17 protein-coding genes are annotated in these 16,009 nt (G+C 41.3%); 13 read left to right on the top strand and 4 right to left on the bottom strand.

The genetic code is table 11. The features are described from left to right. Nucleotides 1-42: 42 nt before the first annotated feature. Together B7703_RS09440 and deoD are read left to right on the top strand one after the other, a co-directional pair. A complete protein-coding gene (locus B7703_RS09440; RefSeq protein WP_045611399.1) occupies nucleotides 43-753 on the top strand; it encodes a type 1 glutamine amidotransferase in 711 nt (236 codons plus the stop codon). Between the two features lie 305 nt (nucleotides 754-1,058). Beyond that, on the top strand, nucleotides 1,059-1,769 hold the full coding sequence (gene deoD / locus B7703_RS09435) for a purine-nucleoside phosphorylase (protein ID WP_045612542.1): 711 nt from the start codon (nucleotides 1,059-1,061) through the stop codon (nucleotides 1,767-1,769). Nucleotides 1,770-1,862: 93 nt separating this feature from the next. Here deoD and B7703_RS09430 read toward each other — a convergent pair whose 3' ends face one another. The 3 genes from B7703_RS09430 to coaA all read right to left on the bottom strand — a co-directional run bounded on the left by B7703_RS09430 (nucleotide 1,863) and on the right by coaA (nucleotide 3,651). Next, nucleotides 1,863-2,375: a DNA topology modulation protein gene (locus tag B7703_RS09430; protein WP_084924586.1), complete on the bottom strand. Its 513-nt coding sequence runs from the start codon at nucleotides 2,373-2,375 to the stop codon at nucleotides 1,863-1,865. Nucleotides 2,376-2,426: 51 nt separating this feature from the next. Next, on the bottom strand, nucleotides 2,427-2,663 hold the full coding sequence (rpsT, locus tag B7703_RS09425; RefSeq protein ID WP_001274000.1) for a 30S ribosomal protein S20: 237 nt from the start codon (nucleotides 2,661-2,663) through the stop codon (nucleotides 2,427-2,429). 67 nt (nucleotides 2,664-2,730) lie between these two features. Next, a complete protein-coding gene (gene coaA / locus B7703_RS09420) occupies nucleotides 2,731-3,651 on the bottom strand; it encodes a type I pantothenate kinase (protein WP_004258795.1) in 921 nt (306 codons plus the stop codon). A 200-nt stretch (nucleotides 3,652-3,851) separates the two neighbouring features. On the opposite strand from coaA, the gene B7703_RS09415 reads away from it, so the two are divergent. The 9 genes from B7703_RS09415 to B7703_RS09375 all read left to right on the top strand — a co-directional run bounded on the left by B7703_RS09415 (nucleotide 3,852) and on the right by B7703_RS09375 (nucleotide 12,220). Then, entirely contained in the window at nucleotides 3,852-4,256 is a 405-nt protein-coding gene (locus tag B7703_RS09415) for a hypothetical protein (protein ID WP_084924584.1), read from the top strand. Nucleotides 4,257-4,466: 210 nt separating this feature from the next. Further along, complete coding sequence (locus B7703_RS09410; RefSeq protein WP_084924583.1) at nucleotides 4,467-5,057, top strand: class I SAM-dependent methyltransferase; 591 nt, start codon at nucleotides 4,467-4,469, stop codon at nucleotides 5,055-5,057. Next, nucleotides 5,054-6,331 (top strand): pyrimidine-nucleoside phosphorylase, encoded by a 1,278-nt coding sequence (locus B7703_RS09405; protein ID WP_084924581.1) that lies wholly within the window; start codon nucleotides 5,054-5,056, stop codon nucleotides 6,329-6,331. The genes B7703_RS09410 and B7703_RS09405 overlap by 4 nt, the downstream gene beginning before the upstream one ends. Before the next feature lie 19 nt (nucleotides 6,332-6,350). Further along, the gene (gene deoC, locus B7703_RS09400; RefSeq protein WP_084924580.1) at nucleotides 6,351-7,013 is read left to right on the top strand and encodes a deoxyribose-phosphate aldolase; all 663 of its coding nucleotides are present in this window, start codon (nucleotides 6,351-6,353) and stop codon (nucleotides 7,011-7,013) included. Next, nucleotides 7,000-7,389 (top strand): cytidine deaminase, encoded by a 390-nt coding sequence (locus tag B7703_RS09395; protein ID WP_049499559.1) that lies wholly within the window; start codon nucleotides 7,000-7,002, stop codon nucleotides 7,387-7,389. Before deoC ends, B7703_RS09395 begins: the two co-directional genes overlap by 14 nt. An 89-nt stretch (nucleotides 7,390-7,478) precedes the next feature. Further along, nucleotides 7,479-8,531 (top strand): BMP family lipoprotein, encoded by a 1,053-nt coding sequence (locus B7703_RS09390; protein ID WP_084924578.1) that lies wholly within the window; start codon nucleotides 7,479-7,481, stop codon nucleotides 8,529-8,531. Nucleotides 8,532-8,674: 143 nt separating this feature from the next. Next, entirely contained in the window at nucleotides 8,675-10,210 is a 1,536-nt protein-coding gene (locus B7703_RS09385) for an ABC transporter ATP-binding protein (RefSeq protein ID WP_084924577.1), read from the top strand. Next, nucleotides 10,203-11,261, top strand: coding sequence for an ABC transporter permease (locus B7703_RS09380; protein WP_084924575.1), 1,059 nt, complete (start codon nucleotides 10,203-10,205; stop codon nucleotides 11,259-11,261). The genes B7703_RS09385 and B7703_RS09380 overlap by 8 nt, the downstream gene beginning before the upstream one ends. 2 nt (nucleotides 11,262-11,263) lie before the next feature. Beyond that, nucleotides 11,264-12,220, top strand: a complete 957-nt coding sequence (locus tag B7703_RS09375) for an ABC transporter permease (protein WP_000029124.1) — start codon at nucleotides 11,264-11,266, stop codon at nucleotides 12,218-12,220. A 34-nt stretch (nucleotides 12,221-12,254) separates the two neighbouring features. Here the strand turns inward: B7703_RS09375 and plsY are convergent, their stop codons facing one another. Next, entirely contained in the window at nucleotides 12,255-12,896 is a 642-nt protein-coding gene (gene plsY, locus B7703_RS09370; protein WP_084924573.1) for a glycerol-3-phosphate 1-O-acyltransferase PlsY, read from the bottom strand. A 135-nt stretch (nucleotides 12,897-13,031) separates the two neighbouring features. On the opposite strand from plsY, the gene parE reads away from it, so the two are divergent. Together parE and B7703_RS09360 are read left to right on the top strand one after the other, a co-directional pair. Next, on the top strand, nucleotides 13,032-14,975 hold the full coding sequence (parE, locus tag B7703_RS09365; protein WP_084924572.1) for a DNA topoisomerase IV subunit B: 1,944 nt from the start codon (nucleotides 13,032-13,034) through the stop codon (nucleotides 14,973-14,975). A gap of 27 nt (nucleotides 14,976-15,002) precedes the next feature. Next, nucleotides 15,003-15,821, top strand: a complete 819-nt coding sequence (locus B7703_RS09360) for an aminoglycoside 6-adenylyltransferase (RefSeq protein WP_084924628.1) — start codon at nucleotides 15,003-15,005, stop codon at nucleotides 15,819-15,821. Nucleotides 15,822-16,009: the final 188 nt, after the last annotated feature.

Below are 16,009 nucleotides of genomic sequence, written 5' to 3'. Positions count from 1 at the left end.
GTGGAAAACTTTTCTAAACACTTAGAAAGGTAAACTATAGAAATGAAAGTGCATTTTATACTACATGAGAGTTTTGAAATTCCAGGTGCTTATCTAACTTGGGCTCAATCAAGAGGTCATGACATTGGAATAACAAAGGTTTATAAGGAAGAAGCTTTACCCCAAACAGTTTCTGATATTGATTTTCTTATCATTATGGGAGGTCCTCAATCTCCTGATGAAGATAAAGAACATTTCCCTTATTATCATCCAAAAGAAGAAATTAGACTCATTCGACAAGCAATAGAAGAAGATAAGTATATTGTAGGTGTATGCTTAGGGGCGCAACTACTTTCTGTTGCTTATGGGGGGCAATATGAGCACAGTCCTGAAAGAGAAATAGGTGTATTCCCTATTAGGATGACTAGTCAAGGACTAGCAGATAAACACCTCAAACATTTTGGTAGCGAGCTTTTAGTTGGTCACTGGCATGGTGATATGCCGGGATTGACAGACGAAGCGGTAATCCTTGCTACCAGTCAAGGTTGTCCGCGACAGATTGTTTGCTTTAGCCCTAAACATTATGCTTTTCAAGTGCATTTAGAGTTTGATTTAGAAGCGATTGATTTATTGGTTGCTGCGGATAGTGAAGAACGATTGATAGAACAACATCAAACATTATCTTTTGTTCAATCACCCGAAGAATTGCGTGGTAACGATTATTCTGAAATGAATGCAAAATTGCATAATTTTTTAGATTCGCTTACAAATTAGAATTACAGACAAACTAGATATTTTAATTTGTGCTAGTTTTTACAAAATATCAAAAATAAGAAAGGTAGAGTGTGTGTTCTGATTTGAACACGATCGGAAAACTTTTCTAAAAACTCAGAAGAGAAGGGAGTTCGGATTTGAATAAAAGCCGCTCTAATCTTCTCAATATCATCAAAATTAAGAAAGAAAGGAATTGAACCCACCCTAAAAGCAGTGGGAAAAAGATAGTTGGCCTAGCGAGCATCGCTCACTGCACCCAACTCCTATTTTCCCTTTGCTTTTTGACGGGTTTGGTATCTTATATTATGTCTATCCATATTGCTGCTCAGCAGGGTGAAATTGCTGATAAAATTCTTCTTCCTGGGGATCCTCTTCGTGCTAAGTTTATTGCGGAGAATTTCCTTGAAGATGCTGTTTGTTTTAACGAAGTGCGTAACATGTTTGGTTATACAGGTACTTATAAGGGTCACCGTGTTTCTGTTATGGGAACTGGGATGGGGATGCCATCCATTTCCATCTATGCGCGTGAGTTGATTGTCGACTATGGCGTTAAGAAATTGATCCGTGTCGGTACAGCCGGTTCTTTGAATGAGGATGTTCACGTTCGTGAATTGGTCTTGGCGCAAGCAGCTGCTACCAATTCAAACATTGTTCGGAACGACTGGCCTCAATACGATTTCCCTCAAATCGCTAGCTTTGATTTGCTAGATAAAGCCTACCATATTGCCAAAGACCTTGGTATGACGACCCACGTTGGTAACGTCTTGTCATCAGATGTTTTCTATTCAAACTACTTTGAAAAGAACATTGAGCTTGGTAAATGGGGTGTGAAAGCCGTGGAAATGGAAGCAGCAGCACTTTACTATCTGGCAGCTCAACACCATGTAGATGCGCTAGCTATCATGACCATTTCTGATAGTTTGGTCAATCCTGACGAAGATACAACTGCAGAAGAACGCCAAAATACCTTCACTGATATGATGAAGGTTGGTTTAGAAACCTTGATTGCTGAATAAAAGGGAACACAAAAGGAAGATTTTCTGGATGAAAATCTTCCTTTTTTAGTCATTCAGTCCATACTGTGACCTAAATGAATGTTGCTCTATCGTCTATTTTTTAAGAGATTGCAAGAAATAATCAATCTCTGCTTGAGAATGGAGAATATGCATCTTTTCAGGGTAGGTATCACTTAATTTTTGGTATCTTTCCTTAGCATTATTTGTTCGTCCGTCCCAAAGAATCCATCTGATAAACTCCCAATTAAATTGTTCTTGACAACCAGCTGCCATACTTTCTCTGACCTTGCCTCGGTATGTGAGGTATCGTTTAAAGGCTCGAAAGAGACAGGTCAATGGCGAAAAATTGAGAAAAATGATATGGTCAGCTTCCTGCATTCTTTCTTCGTAATAGCACCAAGAATAATTACCATCGATGACCCAGGCTTCATGCTTGGTGAGAAAGTTTTTCATCTCTGTCAACATCCATTCGCGGTCACTGTCTTGCCAACCAGGTTGAAATTGGAGTGTATCCATGTGAAGTTTTGGGATGGAGTAGTAGAGAGATAACTTTTCAGCTAGAGTTGACTTACCAGCACCAGAATATCCGATAATTGCGATTTTCATTTTCTACCTTTTCCTATTTGAGGACAAAAAAACAGCCTCTATGGACTGTTCTTATTTAGCAAGTTTAGCTGAAAGACGAGCTTTATCGCGGCTTGCTTTGTTTTTGTGAATCAAACCTTTAGTTTCTGCTTTATCGATAGCTGAGCTAGCAGCACGGAAAAGTTCTTCAGATGGGTTTGCTTCGAAAGCTTTGATAGCAGTACGCATAGCTGATTTTTGAGCTGAGTTCTTTTCGTTTTGTTTAACGTTCAATTCAGCGCGTTTGATAGCTGATTTAATGTTTGCCAATGTTCTTACCTCCATATTTACTAACTATACCATTATATCTGAAAACTTACGTTTTGACAAGGGAAAATTATTTTTTTAAGTAAATTTCATCGATTTCATGGTTCTTTGTTTTATGAAGAATCACTTCCGCACGATTTCTGGTTGGTTCAATATAATTTTGTAGATTTGTGAGATTGATACTAGTCCAGACCTGATGGGCAAAGGATTCCACTTCCCCAATCGGCATTTGTGTAAAACGATAATAGTAGCTATCAGGGTCGTTTTGGGCTAGGCTCAGCATTTTCAAGAAACGGTCTAGATACCAACTCTCGATGTCATCGACTGCAGCATCAACATAGATGGAGAAGTCAAAGAAGTCAGTAATGTAGAGACGCTCGTTTTGTGGATTTTGAAAGACATTTATTCCTTCAACAATGACAAAATCAGCAGCTTTGACGCTTTGCTTTTCCTCGGGTACGATGTCGTAGACTTCATGAGAATAGACAGGAATATCTACATCTTGTCCATTTTTGATGTGATCCAGGAAGTTGAGAAGAGCTTCCATATCATAGCTTTCAGGAAATCCCTTGCGATTTAAAATCCCTTGTTCAATCAAGGTCTGGTTGGGATAGAGAAAGCCGTCAGTTGTTACCAACTCAACCGTAGCATCTGTAAGTGTACGGGACAGTAGGATTTGAAGTAGGCGACTGGTTGTGGATTTTCCAACGGCAACACTCCCAGAAACCCCAATAATAAAAGGTTGGGATTTGCTTTCACGTTGAAGAAAAATCCCTTTTGAGAAGGCCAAATCATCCTTGGTACGCTTGTAAATCTGGATGAGATGGGCTAGGGGTAGATAGACATCGGTAACATCCTGCAAGCTAATCTGGTCATTAAAACTCTTGATGGATTCTAATTCCTCTTCTGTCAAAGGAGGTGTTGTCTTTCGATGTAAAGATTGCCAAGTCTGGCGGCTGATTTTTTCAAAATGTAAAAATTCGTTGGTCATTTGTTTTCCCCTAGATATTTTGTTTATCATACCATAAAAAGCTAAAAAAATAAAGCGGTTTCTTGAATGTAGTAAGTCAATATTATATAATAGAGGTAGATAGAGGATGAACAATTTATTGATGAAGTAGGAGATAGTTTCTACTGATTTATAAACTTATAAAGGGGGCTTTTTAGTTCACAACTTATAGGAGGTGTACTATGAGAATCTTAAAATGTTACATATTGGAACTCTGTTTTATTTTAAGTTTTGCACTACCTTTTTTAAAAGGAGCGAATGCGGATAATGGTAGACGTTTTGTGGAAACCTATTACGGTTTTACTTTTTTGATGGAACATGCCATTGTAACAGCTATCTTTATCTGTTCGCTCTTGATTGCTTTCTTCCTAAAAAAACGGTGGACGAAATGGCTTGCTGCTGGTAGTTATCTATTTTTGATTTTGTGGATTGCTACAGAGGGTTATTTCTTCCGCATGTCATTAGAAGATTTGATACGACTTTGGACAAGTTTGGAATTCCTGACAAAAACGTATCAGTTGGGCTTTTATCTAAACATCCTGTTGGGAATTTTGTTGATAATTAAGTATCTGAAGGTTAAGCAATAGTAATAATCAATACACCCGATTATAGATGATAAACTTTTTGTTTTATTCTGACTATGATATTTCTAGTTCTAAATGGTTTATCATTTATCTATAAGTGTTGAAAGAGATTGAAGAAAAGGTTTTACCTACTAGCTTTCTTCAGTCTTTTTCGTTTTATTATCAATTTGTAAACGATTTACAATTTAAGTCAAATTATGGTAAAATAGTTTCATGAGTAAAATGTATTATGCAGAAAATCCTGACGCTGCTCACGACATTCATGAGTTGAGAGTGGACTTGTTGGGAGAAAAAATGACCTTTTTGACAGATGCGGGTGTTTTTAGCAAGAAAATGGTTGACTTTGGAAGTCAACTCTTGCTCAAGTGTCTTGAGGTCAACCAAGGAGAAACTGTCCTGGATGTAGGCTGTGGTTACGGACCTTTGGGCTTGTCTTTAGCTAAAGCTTATGGCGTTCAGTCTACCATGGTCGATATTAATAATCGTGCCTTGGATTTGGCGCGACAAAATGCTGAACGAAATAAAGTAGAAGCGACGATTTTCCAGTCCAACATCTATGAACAAGTTGAAGGCACATTTGACCATGTCATTTCAAATCCTCCTATCCGTGCGGGCAAGCAAGTAGTTCATGAAATCATTGAGAAAAGTAAAGATTTCTTGGAAACTGGTGGAGATTTAACAATCGTTATCCAGAAAAAACAAGGGGCCCCAAGTGCCAAGTCCAAGATGGAGGAAGTGTTTGGCAATTGTGAAATCGTCAAAAAAGATAAGGGATACTATATCCTTAGAAGTGTGAACGAATGAGAGCAGTTGATTTAATTCAAAAGAAACGAGACGGTCAAGAATTGACTTCGAGTGAAATTGAATGGCTGGTAGAAGGCTATGTGTCAGGAACTGTCCCTGATTATCAGATGTCTGCCTTTGCTATGGCTGTTTATTTCAAAGGAATGACGACACGAGAAATATCTGATTTGACCATGAAAATGGTTCAGACAGGTCAAGAGTTTGATTTATCAGCTATTGATGGGGTTAAGGTTGACAAGCATTCTACTGGTGGTGTTGGTGACAAGGTGACCTTGATTTTAGCTCCTTTAGTAGCGAGTTTTGGAGTTCCTGTGGCAAAAATGAGTGGTCGTGGTCTCGGCCATACGGGTGGAACAATTGATAAGTTGGAGTCCATTAAGGGCTATCAAGTAGAACGTAGTCAAGAGGATTTTATTCGTCAGGTACAGGACATTGGTGTATCTGTCATTGGGCAATCAGACCAGCTGGTCAAAGCGGATAAGTTTCTCTACGCCCTACGTGATGTGACCGCAACTGTCGACACGATTCCTTTGATTGCGAGTTCGGTGATGAGCAAGAAAATTGCGGCAGGGGCGGATGCTATTTTGCTAGACGTGACTGTCGGTGAGGGTGCCTTCATGAAGACAGTTGATGAGGCGCGTGAATTGGCTCAAACCATGGTGGATCTTGGTAAGGCTGTTGGTCGGAAGACGGTAGCAGTGATTACCGATATGAGCCAGCCCTTGGGACGAGCGATTGGAAATCGTCTGGAAATCCTTGAAGCACTGGAGATTTTACAAGGTCAAGGCCGTCAGGATATTACCCACTTCATTTGTGAATTGGCTCAAATTATGCTTGGCCTGGCAAATGTTAACAAGACAGTTGAAGAAGTTCGTCAACATATTGAGAATGGTAAGGCACTGGCTAAGTTTGAGGAGATGGTCCAAGCACAAGGTGGAGACTTGGAAGACCTCTATCGGCCTGTCAATGTTGCCCATGTGGTGGAAATCCCTGCTCAGGAAACAGGTGTCATTTCAGCTCTCCCAGCTATGGAATTTGGTCTTTATGCCATGAGACTGGGTGCTGGTCGTGCAGTCAAGTCTGATGCCTTGGACTATGAAACAGGAATTGTTTTTGAAAAGAAAGTTGGAGATTCCGTTCAAAAGGGAGAAATTGTTGCAAAAGTATACACAAATGGAAAAATTTCTCCTCAGCTAGTTACAGATTTTCAAAAATATGTTAAAATAAATGATAGTGTGCAAAGTTTACGAGAAATCATAGAAATAATCTCATAAACTGCAGGAGAATCCGAATATGAAATTAAATAAATATATCGATCATACACTTTTGAAACAAGATGCGACAGAAAATCAAATTGATTGTTTGTTGTCTGAAGCTAGAGAGTATGATTTTGCCAGTGTTTGCGTTAATCCGACCTTGGTTGAACATGCTAAAAAAGGGCTTGAAGGCACAGATGTCAAGGTCTGCACAGTAGTAGGTTTCCCCTTGGGAGCAACAACTTCAGCTGTGAAAGCATTTGAAACAAAAGAAGCTATCCAAAATGGTGCAGATGAGATTGATATGGTGATCAATGTTGGAGCTCTCAAAACAGGTAATCTTGATTTGGTTGAGTCGGATATTCGAGCAGTAGTAGAAGCAAGTGGTGACAAGTTAGTGAAAGTCATTATTGAAGCTTGCCTTCTGACAGACCAAGAAAAAGTTGTGGCTTGCCAATTGGCCCAAAAAGCGGGAGCTGACTTCGTAAAAACTTCAACTGGCTTTTCAACTGGTGGTGCTACGGTAGCAGATGTTACATTAATGCGTGAAACAGTTGGACCTGATATGGGAGTCAAGGCTGCTGGCGGAGCTCGTTCTTATGAGGATGCTCTTGCCTTTGTGGAAGCAGGTGCGACTCGTATCGGAACGTCAGCTGGGGTAGCTATTTTAAAAGGAGAATTGGCTGATGGCGACTACTGAGTTGATTGAACTAGCAATTGAAACCAGCAAGAAAGCCTATGTGCCCTATTCTCATTTTCCAGTCGGAGCTGTTTTAGTGGCGAAAGATGGGAACATTTATACAGGTGTCAATATTGAGAATGCTAGTTATTCTTTGACCAACTGCGGAGAGCGTACAGCGATTTTTAAAGCAGTTTCTGAAGGACACAGAGAATTTTCAGAATTGATTGTCTATGGACAGACTGAAAAACCAATCTCACCATGTGGTGCTTGTCGCCAAGTGATGGCTGAATTTTTTGAACAAGATCTAAAAGTGACTTTAGTCGCAAAAGATAAATCGACGGTCGAGATGACGGTCGGGGAGTTACTTCCATACTCTTTTACAGACTTAAACTAGTCTGAGTCGCTCTCTGAGTGGCACGGTCCTTGTGACCAACCAATCCATACTTGCAACATCGTTGCATATCTTATTTAGGAGGTTCAGTAATGAACAAGAAACAATGGCTAGGCCTTGGTCTAGTTGCAGTGGCAGCAGTTGGACTTGCTGCATGTGGTAACCGCTCTTCTCGTAACGCAGCTTCATCTTCTGATGTGAAGACAAAAGCAGCAATCGTCACTGATACTGGTGGTGTTGATGATAAATCATTCAACCAATCAGCTTGGGAAGGTTTGCAAGACTGGGGTAAAGAACACAATCTTTCAAAAGATAAAGGTTTTACTTATTTCCAATCAACAAGTGAAGCTGACTACGCTAACAACTTGCAACAAGCGGCTGGAAGTTACAACCTGATTTTCGGTGTTGGTTTTGCCCTTCACAATGCTGTTGAAGAAGCAGCAAAAGACCACTCTGATTTGAACTATGTCTTGATTGATGATGTGATTAAAGATCAAAAGAATGTTGCTAGCGTAACGTTTGCTGATAACGAAGCTGCTTACCTTGCGGGTGTTGCAGCAGCTAAAACAACTAAAACAAAACAAGTTGGTTTTGTAGGTGGTATTGAGTCTGAAGTTATCTCACGTTTTGCAGCTGGATTTAAAGCTGGTGTTGAGTCAGTAGACCCATCTATCAAAGTACAAGTTGACTACGCTGGTTCATTTGGTGATGCTGCTAAAGGTAAAACAATTGCAGCAGCACAATATGCAGCTGGTGCAGACGTTGTTTACCAAGCGGCAGGTGGAACAGGTGCGGGTGTCTTTGCAGAAGCAAAATCACTCAACGAAAGCCGTCCTGAAAGTGAAAAAGTTTGGGTTATCGGTGTTGACCGCGACCAAGTAGCAGAAGGTAAGTACACTTCTAAAGATGGTAAAGAATCAAACTTCGTTCTTGTATCTACTTTGAAACAAGTTGGTACAACTGTAAAAGATATTGCTAACAAAGCAGAAAAAGGTGAATTCCCTGGCGGTCAAGTGATCGTTTACTCATTGAAAGATAAAGGGGTTGACTTGGCAGTAACAAACCTTTCAGAAGAAGGTAAAAAAGCTGTCGAAGATGCTAAAGCTAAAATCCTTGATGGAAGCGTAAAAGTTCCTGAAAAATAATGGATGGAAGTCATTTCTTAGGAAGCGGCCCTCGGCCGCTTTTTTAAGAGTTGAGACAAAGTCATTTTGTCTCAGTAAAGCTTGCTACTAGATAAACTAGCAAGTTTTATTGAAATAAAATAAGACTCTGAAAGGAAGAGCACATGGCACAAGAAAATGTCATTGAGATGCGTGATATTACCAAGGTGTTTGGTGAATTTGTTGCCAACGACAAAATCAACCTGCACCTACGAAAAGGTGAAATTCATGCACTTTTAGGAGAAAATGGGGCTGGAAAGTCCACGCTAATGAACATGTTAGCAGGGCTTCTTGAACCAACCAGTGGTGAAATTGTGGTCAACGGTCAAGTTGTCAACCTCGACTCACCATCTAAAGCAGCTAGCTTGGGAATCGGAATGGTTCACCAGCACTTTATGTTGGTAGAAGCCTTCACAGTGGCTGAAAACATCATTTTAGGTAGTGAATTGACTAAAAATGGTGTGCTAGATATCACTGGAGCTAGCAAAGAAATCAAGGCTCTTTCTGAACGTTACGGCTTAGCTGTTGATCCTTCTGCTAAGGTGGCTGATATCTCAGTTGGAGCCCAACAACGTGTAGAAATTTTAAAAACCCTTTATCGGGGAGCTGATATCCTTATCTTTGACGAACCAACGGCTGTCTTGACTCCATCAGAAATTGATGAGTTAATGGCTATTATGAAAAATCTTGTCAAAGAAGGGAAATCAATTATCTTGATTACCCACAAGTTGGATGAGATTCGTGCAGTTTCTGACCGCGTTACAGTTATTCGTCGTGGGAAATCAATTGAAACCGTCGAAATTGCAGGAGCTACCAATGCTGATTTGGCAGAAATGATGGTAGGTCGTTCTGTTTCCTTTAAAACAGAGAAGCAAGCTTCTCAACCAAAAGAAGTGGTCTTGTCAATCAAAGATTTGGTGGTCAATGAAAACCGCGGTGTTCCAGCTGTTAAAAATCTGTCCTTAGATGTTCGTGCTGGAGAGATTGTTGGGATTGCGGGGATTGATGGAAATGGTCAGTCTGAACTCATTCAAGCCATTACAGGTCTTCGCAAGGTTGAATCTGGTAGCATTGAGCTAAAAGGAGATTCAATTGTAGGATTGCACCCACGTCAGATTACAGAATTGAGTGTTGGGCACGTTCCAGAAGACCGTCACCGTGATGGCTTGATTTTGGAAATGATGATTTCTGAAAATATTGCCCTTCAAACCTACTATAAAGAACCACATAGTAAAAATGGAATTTTGAACTATTCAAATATTACCTCTTATGCTAAAAAGCTAATGGAAGAGTTTGATGTTCGTGCTGCAAATGAATTTGTTCCTGCAGCTGCACTCTCAGGAGGAAATCAACAAAAAGCAATTATTGCTCGTGAAATTGATCGTGATCCTGGTCTCCTTATCGTCAGCCAGCCAACTCGTGGGTTGGATGTCGGTGCCATTGAATATATCCACAAACGCTTGATTGAAGAGCGTGATAACGGGAAGGCTGTCCTTGTTGTCAGCTTTGAATTGGATGAGATTTTAAACGTCTCAGACCGTATTGCCGTTATCCACGATGGTAAGATTCAAGGTATTGTATCACCAGAAACAACCAATAAACAAGAACTAGGTGTCTTGATGGCTGGTGGAAACTTGGGAAAGGAGAAGAGTGATGTCTAAAAAATTACAACAAATTTCGGTTCCCTTGATTTCTGTCTTCCTAGGAATTTTACTTGGAGCCATTGTCATGTGGATCTTTGGTTATGATGCTATTTGGGGCTATGAAGAATTGTTCTATACAGCCTTTGGTAGCCTGCGTGGGATTGGAGAAATCTTCCGTGCTATGGGACCTCTAATCTTGATTGGTCTTGGTTTTGCTGTTGCCAGTCGTGCTGGTTTCTTTAACGTCGGACTTCCTGGTCAGGCTTTGGCAGGTTGGATTCTCAGTGGTTGGTTTGCCTTGTCTCATCCAGATATGCCACGTCCCTTGATGATTCTAGCAACTATCGTGATTGCCCTGATTGCTGGTGGGATTGTCGGAGCGATTCCGGGTATTCTTAGAGCCTATCTGGGGACGTCAGAGGTTATCGTAACCATCATGATGAACTACATTGTCTTGTATGTAGGGAATGCCTTTATCCATGCTTTTCCTAAAGACTTCATGCAAAGTACAGATTCGACCATTCGTGTTGGGGCTAATGCAACCTATCAGACACCTTGGTTGTCTGAGTTGACTGGTAATTCGCGGATGAATATTGGTATTTTCTTTGCCATCATTGCCGTTGCAGTTATTTGGTTCATGCTCAAGAAAACGACTCTTGGTTTTGAAATCCGTGCGGTTGGTCTTAATCCTAATGCTTCAGAATACGCTGGTATTTCTGCAAAAAGAACGATTATCCTCTCAATGATTATTTCAGGTGCCTTGGCAGGTCTTGGTGGAGCGGTAGAAGGGCTTGGAACCTTCCAGAATGTCTATGTTCAAGGGGCGTCATTGGCTGTTGGATTTAACGGGATGGCAGTTAGTCTGCTTGCAGCCAACTCACCAATTGGTATTCTCTTTGCAGCCTTCCTATTTGGTGTTCTCCAAGTTGGAGCCCCTGGTATGAATGCGGCGCAGGTACCGTCTGAGCTTGTCAGCATTGTAACAGCGTCTATTATCTTCTTTGTCAGTGTTCATTACCTTATCGAACGCTTTGTCAAACCGAAAAAACAAGTTAAAGGAGGTAAGTAAAGATGTCTATTACAACCTTGCTCACCCTCTTGGTGTCTTCTATGCTGATTTACTCAGCGCCCCTCATCTTTACAAGTATCGGTGGTGTTTTCTCTGAACGTGGTGGTGTGGTAAACGTCGGCCTTGAAGGAATTATGGTTATGGGTGCCTTTTCTGGAGTTGTCTTTAACCTTGAATTTGCAGAACAATTTGGAGCAGCAACTCCATGGCTATCCTTGCTTGTAGCAGGATTGGTTGGAGGCCTCTTCTCTATCATCCACGCAGCAGCGACGGTTCATTTCCGTGCAGACCATGTTGTCAGCGGTACGGTATTGAACTTGATGGCGCCAGCCTTGGCTGTTTTCTTGGTGAAAGTTCTTTATAACAAAGGACAAACCGACAACCTAAGTCAGACTTTTGGACGCTTTGATTTCCCAGTCTTGGCAAATATCCCAGTGATTGGTGATATCTTCTTCAAGTCAACTAGTTTACTTGGTTATCTAGCGATTGCCTTCTCGTTCCTCGCTTGGTTTATCCTCTTCAAGACTCGATTTGGTCTTCGTCTTCGCTCTGTCGGTGAACACCCTCAAGCAGCGGACACGTTGGGAATCAATGTCTACAAGATGAGATATTTAGGGGTTATTATTTCAGGTTTCCTAGGTGGAATTGGCGGAGCGATTTATGCTCAATCCATCTCAGTTAACTTCTCGGTAACAACTATTGTTGGACCTGGATTTATTGCTCTTGCTGCGATGATCTTCGGAAAATGGAATCCAATCGGAGCCATGCTTTCTAGTCTATTCTTCGGACTTTCACAAAGTTTGGCTGTTATCGGCTCTCAATTGCCATTCCTACAAGGAGTGCCTGCGGTTTATCTTCAAATCGCACCTTATGTCTTGACCATTCTTGTCTTGGCAGCCTTCTTTGGAAAAGCGGTAGCACCAAAAGCAGATGGTATCAATTATATCAAATCAAAATAAGCATACAAAAAAACGTCAGTTCAGAACTGGCGTTTTATTTTTTAGGATGTTGATGGGTTAGGTTTAATCCCCAAGGGACCAAATTTTCGGTTTTATTTTTGATACGAGTGATATTGTCCTTATGCCGAATGATAATCAAGCTAGCAAGTGCTAGGATAATAGCGATGAAGAGAGGATCATAGTGACTCAAGATAAAACCAAAAAGTGGAAAGAGTAAAACTCCAATGACAGCCGCGATAGATGCTGTGACACTAGATAGCGAAATCATACTACCAAGATAGAGGGTTCCAAAGAACACAATCGCTAAATAGAGACAGAAGACAGGCGCAAATCCGAAAACCACTCCAGCACTGGTTGCGACAGCCTTACCACCCTTAAATCCTGCAAAGATAGGAAAGGTATGTCCAATAACAGCTAAAAGTCCAAAGATAAGAGGCGAAACACCTTGAAGATGAAACATAATCGGAAGAAGGGTTGCTAGGGTTCCTTTAAAAAAGTCAATCACAAAGGTTGCCATACCCGCTTTTTTTCCTAAGATGCGGAAGGTATTGGTTGTCCCTGTGTTACCAGAACCATGTTCGCGCAGATTGATTTGAAAGAATACTTGTCCAATCCAGAGACCAGACGGGATCGAACCCAGCAGATAGGCTAGGATTAATAAAACTATTGTAATCATACTCCTATTATATCATGAATTGGGAAAGAAAGGCAGAGAATCTCTACTGAAATTGTTACACCGGAGAAAGAAAAATTTTGCAAAATCCTTGGAAAACTTGTAGAATAGTAAAGATGAACGAATAGGAGGTTCCTTGTGTCAAAAAAGGAAATCAATATTAACAATTATAATGATGACGCCATTCAGGTGCTAGAAGGGTTGGATGCCGTCCGTAAACGTCCAGGGATGTATATCGGATCGACTGATGGGGCAGGTCTTCATCATCTCGTCTGGGAAATCGTCGATAATGCTGTCGATGAAGCCTTGTCTGGATTTGGTGACCGTATTGATGTGACCATTAATAAAGACGGCAGTTTAACGGTTCAAGACCACGGACGTGGGATGCCGACTGGAATGCACGCGATGGGAATCCCAACGGTTGAAGTAATCTTTACCATTCTCCACGCCGGAGGGAAATTCGGTCAAGGTGGTTATAAGACATCAGGTGGTCTGCACGGGGTGGGTTCTTCCGTAGTTAACGCCCTTTCTAGCTGGCTAGAAGTTGAAATCACTCGTGACGGTGCAATCTACAAGCAACGTTTTGAAAATGGTGGCAAACCTGTTACGACTTTGAAGAAAATCGGTACAGCGCCCAAGTCTAAAACAGGTACCAAGGTTACGTTTATGCCTGATGCGACGATCTTCTCTACGACAGATTTCAAGTACAATACCATCTCAGAACGCCTCAATGAGTCAGCCTTTCTTTTAAAAAATGTGACCTTGTCTCTAACGGATAAACGCACAGACGAAGCGATTGAATTCCACTATGAAAATGGGGTACAAGACTTTGTTTCTTATCTGAACGAAGACAAGGAAACCTTGACACCAGTCCTTTATTTTGAAGGGGAAGACAATGGTTTTCAAGTGGAAGTAGCACTGCAGTACAATGATGGATTTTCAGATAATATTTTGTCCTTTGTCAATAACGTTCGCACCAAGGACGGTGGAACACACGAGACAGGACTCAAGTCTGCCATTACTAAGGTTATGAATGACTACGCGCGTAAGACAGGTCTTCTCAAGGAAAAAGATAAAAACCTTGAAGGTTCAGACTATCGTGAGGGACTAGCAGCCGTTCTTTCTATCTTGGTTCCTGAAGAACACCTCCAGTTTGAAGGTCAGACCAAGGACAAACTTGGAAGCCCACTAGCTCGTCCCGTTGTGGATGGAATTGTGGCGGATAAGTTGACCTTTTTCCTTATGGAAAATGGGGAATTGGCTTCTAACCTCATCCGCAAGGCTATCAAGGCGCGTGATGCTCGTGAAGCGGCACGTAAGGCGCGTGATGAGAGCCGAAATGGGAAGAAAAATAAAAAAGATAAGGGCTTGTTGTCTGGGAAATTGACCCCAGCCCAGTCTAAAAATCCAGCTAAGAATGAACTCTACCTAGTTGAGGGTGATTCTGCCGGTGGATCTGCCAAACAAGGACGTGATCGTAAGTTCCAGGCTATCTTGCCTCTTCGTGGTAAGGTCATCAATACAGCCAAGGCCAAGATGGCGGATATCCTCAAAAATGAAGAGATCAATACCATGATTTATACCATTGGTGCGGGTGTTGGAGCTGACTTCTCCATTGAAGATGCCAACTATGACAAAATCATTATCATGACCGATGCGGACACCGACGGTGCCCACATTCAGACTTTACTTTTGACATTTTTCTATCGCTATATGCGTCCACTAGTCGAGGCAGGACATGTCTATATCGCCCTTCCGCCTCTTTACAAGATGTCCAAAGGCAAAGGCAAGAAAGAAGAAGTGGCCTACGCTTGGACGGACGGAGAACTAGAAGAACTCCGCAAACAATTTGGTAAAGGTGCTACCCTCCAACGTTATAAAGGTCTTGGTGAGATGAATGCGGACCAGCTCTGGGAAACAACTATGAACCCAGAAACGCGTACCCTTATCCGGGTCACTATCGAAGACCTAGCACGCGCAGAACGCCGCGTCAATGTCCTCATGGGTGACAAGGTCGAACCACGACGTAAGTGGATTGAGGATAATGTCAAGTTTACGCTAGAAGAAGTGACAGTATTTTAAGTTAGTTTTTAATGAATGGGTATAAACATGAGAACTGAAACAGAAATGCTCGATGTAATTTTAAAGACTGCTGAAACCTTACAAGTCGCGGCTGTCGCCATGTCTGGTTCACGGACAAACCCAAAGGCCCCAAAAGATGAATTTCAAGACTATGACGTGGTCTATGTCGTGGACGATTTAGATAATCTGACGAGTGACCTTTCCTGGCTAGACCAGTTTGGCAAACGCATTATTGAGCAAGAGGTTGCTCTTGATCAACGTCGTCTATACCTCATGCTCTTTGAAGATGGAAATCGAATTGATCTAACCCTCTGTCCAAAACAACAAATTCAAGAGTGGGTAGATAGCGAAGCGGAATTCATAGTTTTAGTAGATAAGAAGGGCTTATTTGAGTACTATTCTCCCAGTCCTCAGCGTTTCTGGATGAGTTCAGCTAGTGAGACAGATTTTAAAAATTCCTGCAATGAATTTTGGTGGGTGTCAGCCTACGTGGTTAAAGGGATTTGTCGTAAACAAGTCATCTATACGACGGACCATCTCTATGGAATCTGCCAACAAGAATTGCTCAAGCTTTTAGCTTGGCAAGTGGCAGCAGATAAGGAAACGGTCGATGTTGGCAAGAACTACAAGTACCTCTTTCAGTATTTGCCTGCTGAGAAAGAGAAAGAATTCTCAAATCTGCTTGATTTTTCAAGTATAGATAAAATCACTCAGTCTTTGTTTGCTACGATGGAACTTTTCCACCAAGAGGCTCAATTCCTTGCTCACAAGATGGGATTTGACTATGATATGGAAGTAGCTGAGAAGATGATTGAGTATGCTAAGGAGAGACTTCTTAATCACTAACTAACTAAAGACCTTAATTTAAAAGATTAAACTACAGAAAGGATTGTTTGGTTCCTTAAGGTAACTGAACATGGGACTAATTCCCGTAAAATATCTTTTACTGCATAAAAACCTACTCTACATTCTTTGAAAGGAGTTGAACACGCCCTAAATGCTGGGTGAAAAAGATAAATTCTCTTGTGAGCTTT

It is taken from the genome of Streptococcus mitis, assembly GCF_002096735.1.
GTDB classification, from domain to species: domain Bacteria; phylum Bacillota; class Bacilli; order Lactobacillales; family Streptococcaceae; genus Streptococcus; species Streptococcus mitis_CZ.
The sequence above is the reverse complement of the archived record's forward strand: the minus strand, read 5'-3'. Positions and strand labels throughout refer to the sequence as shown.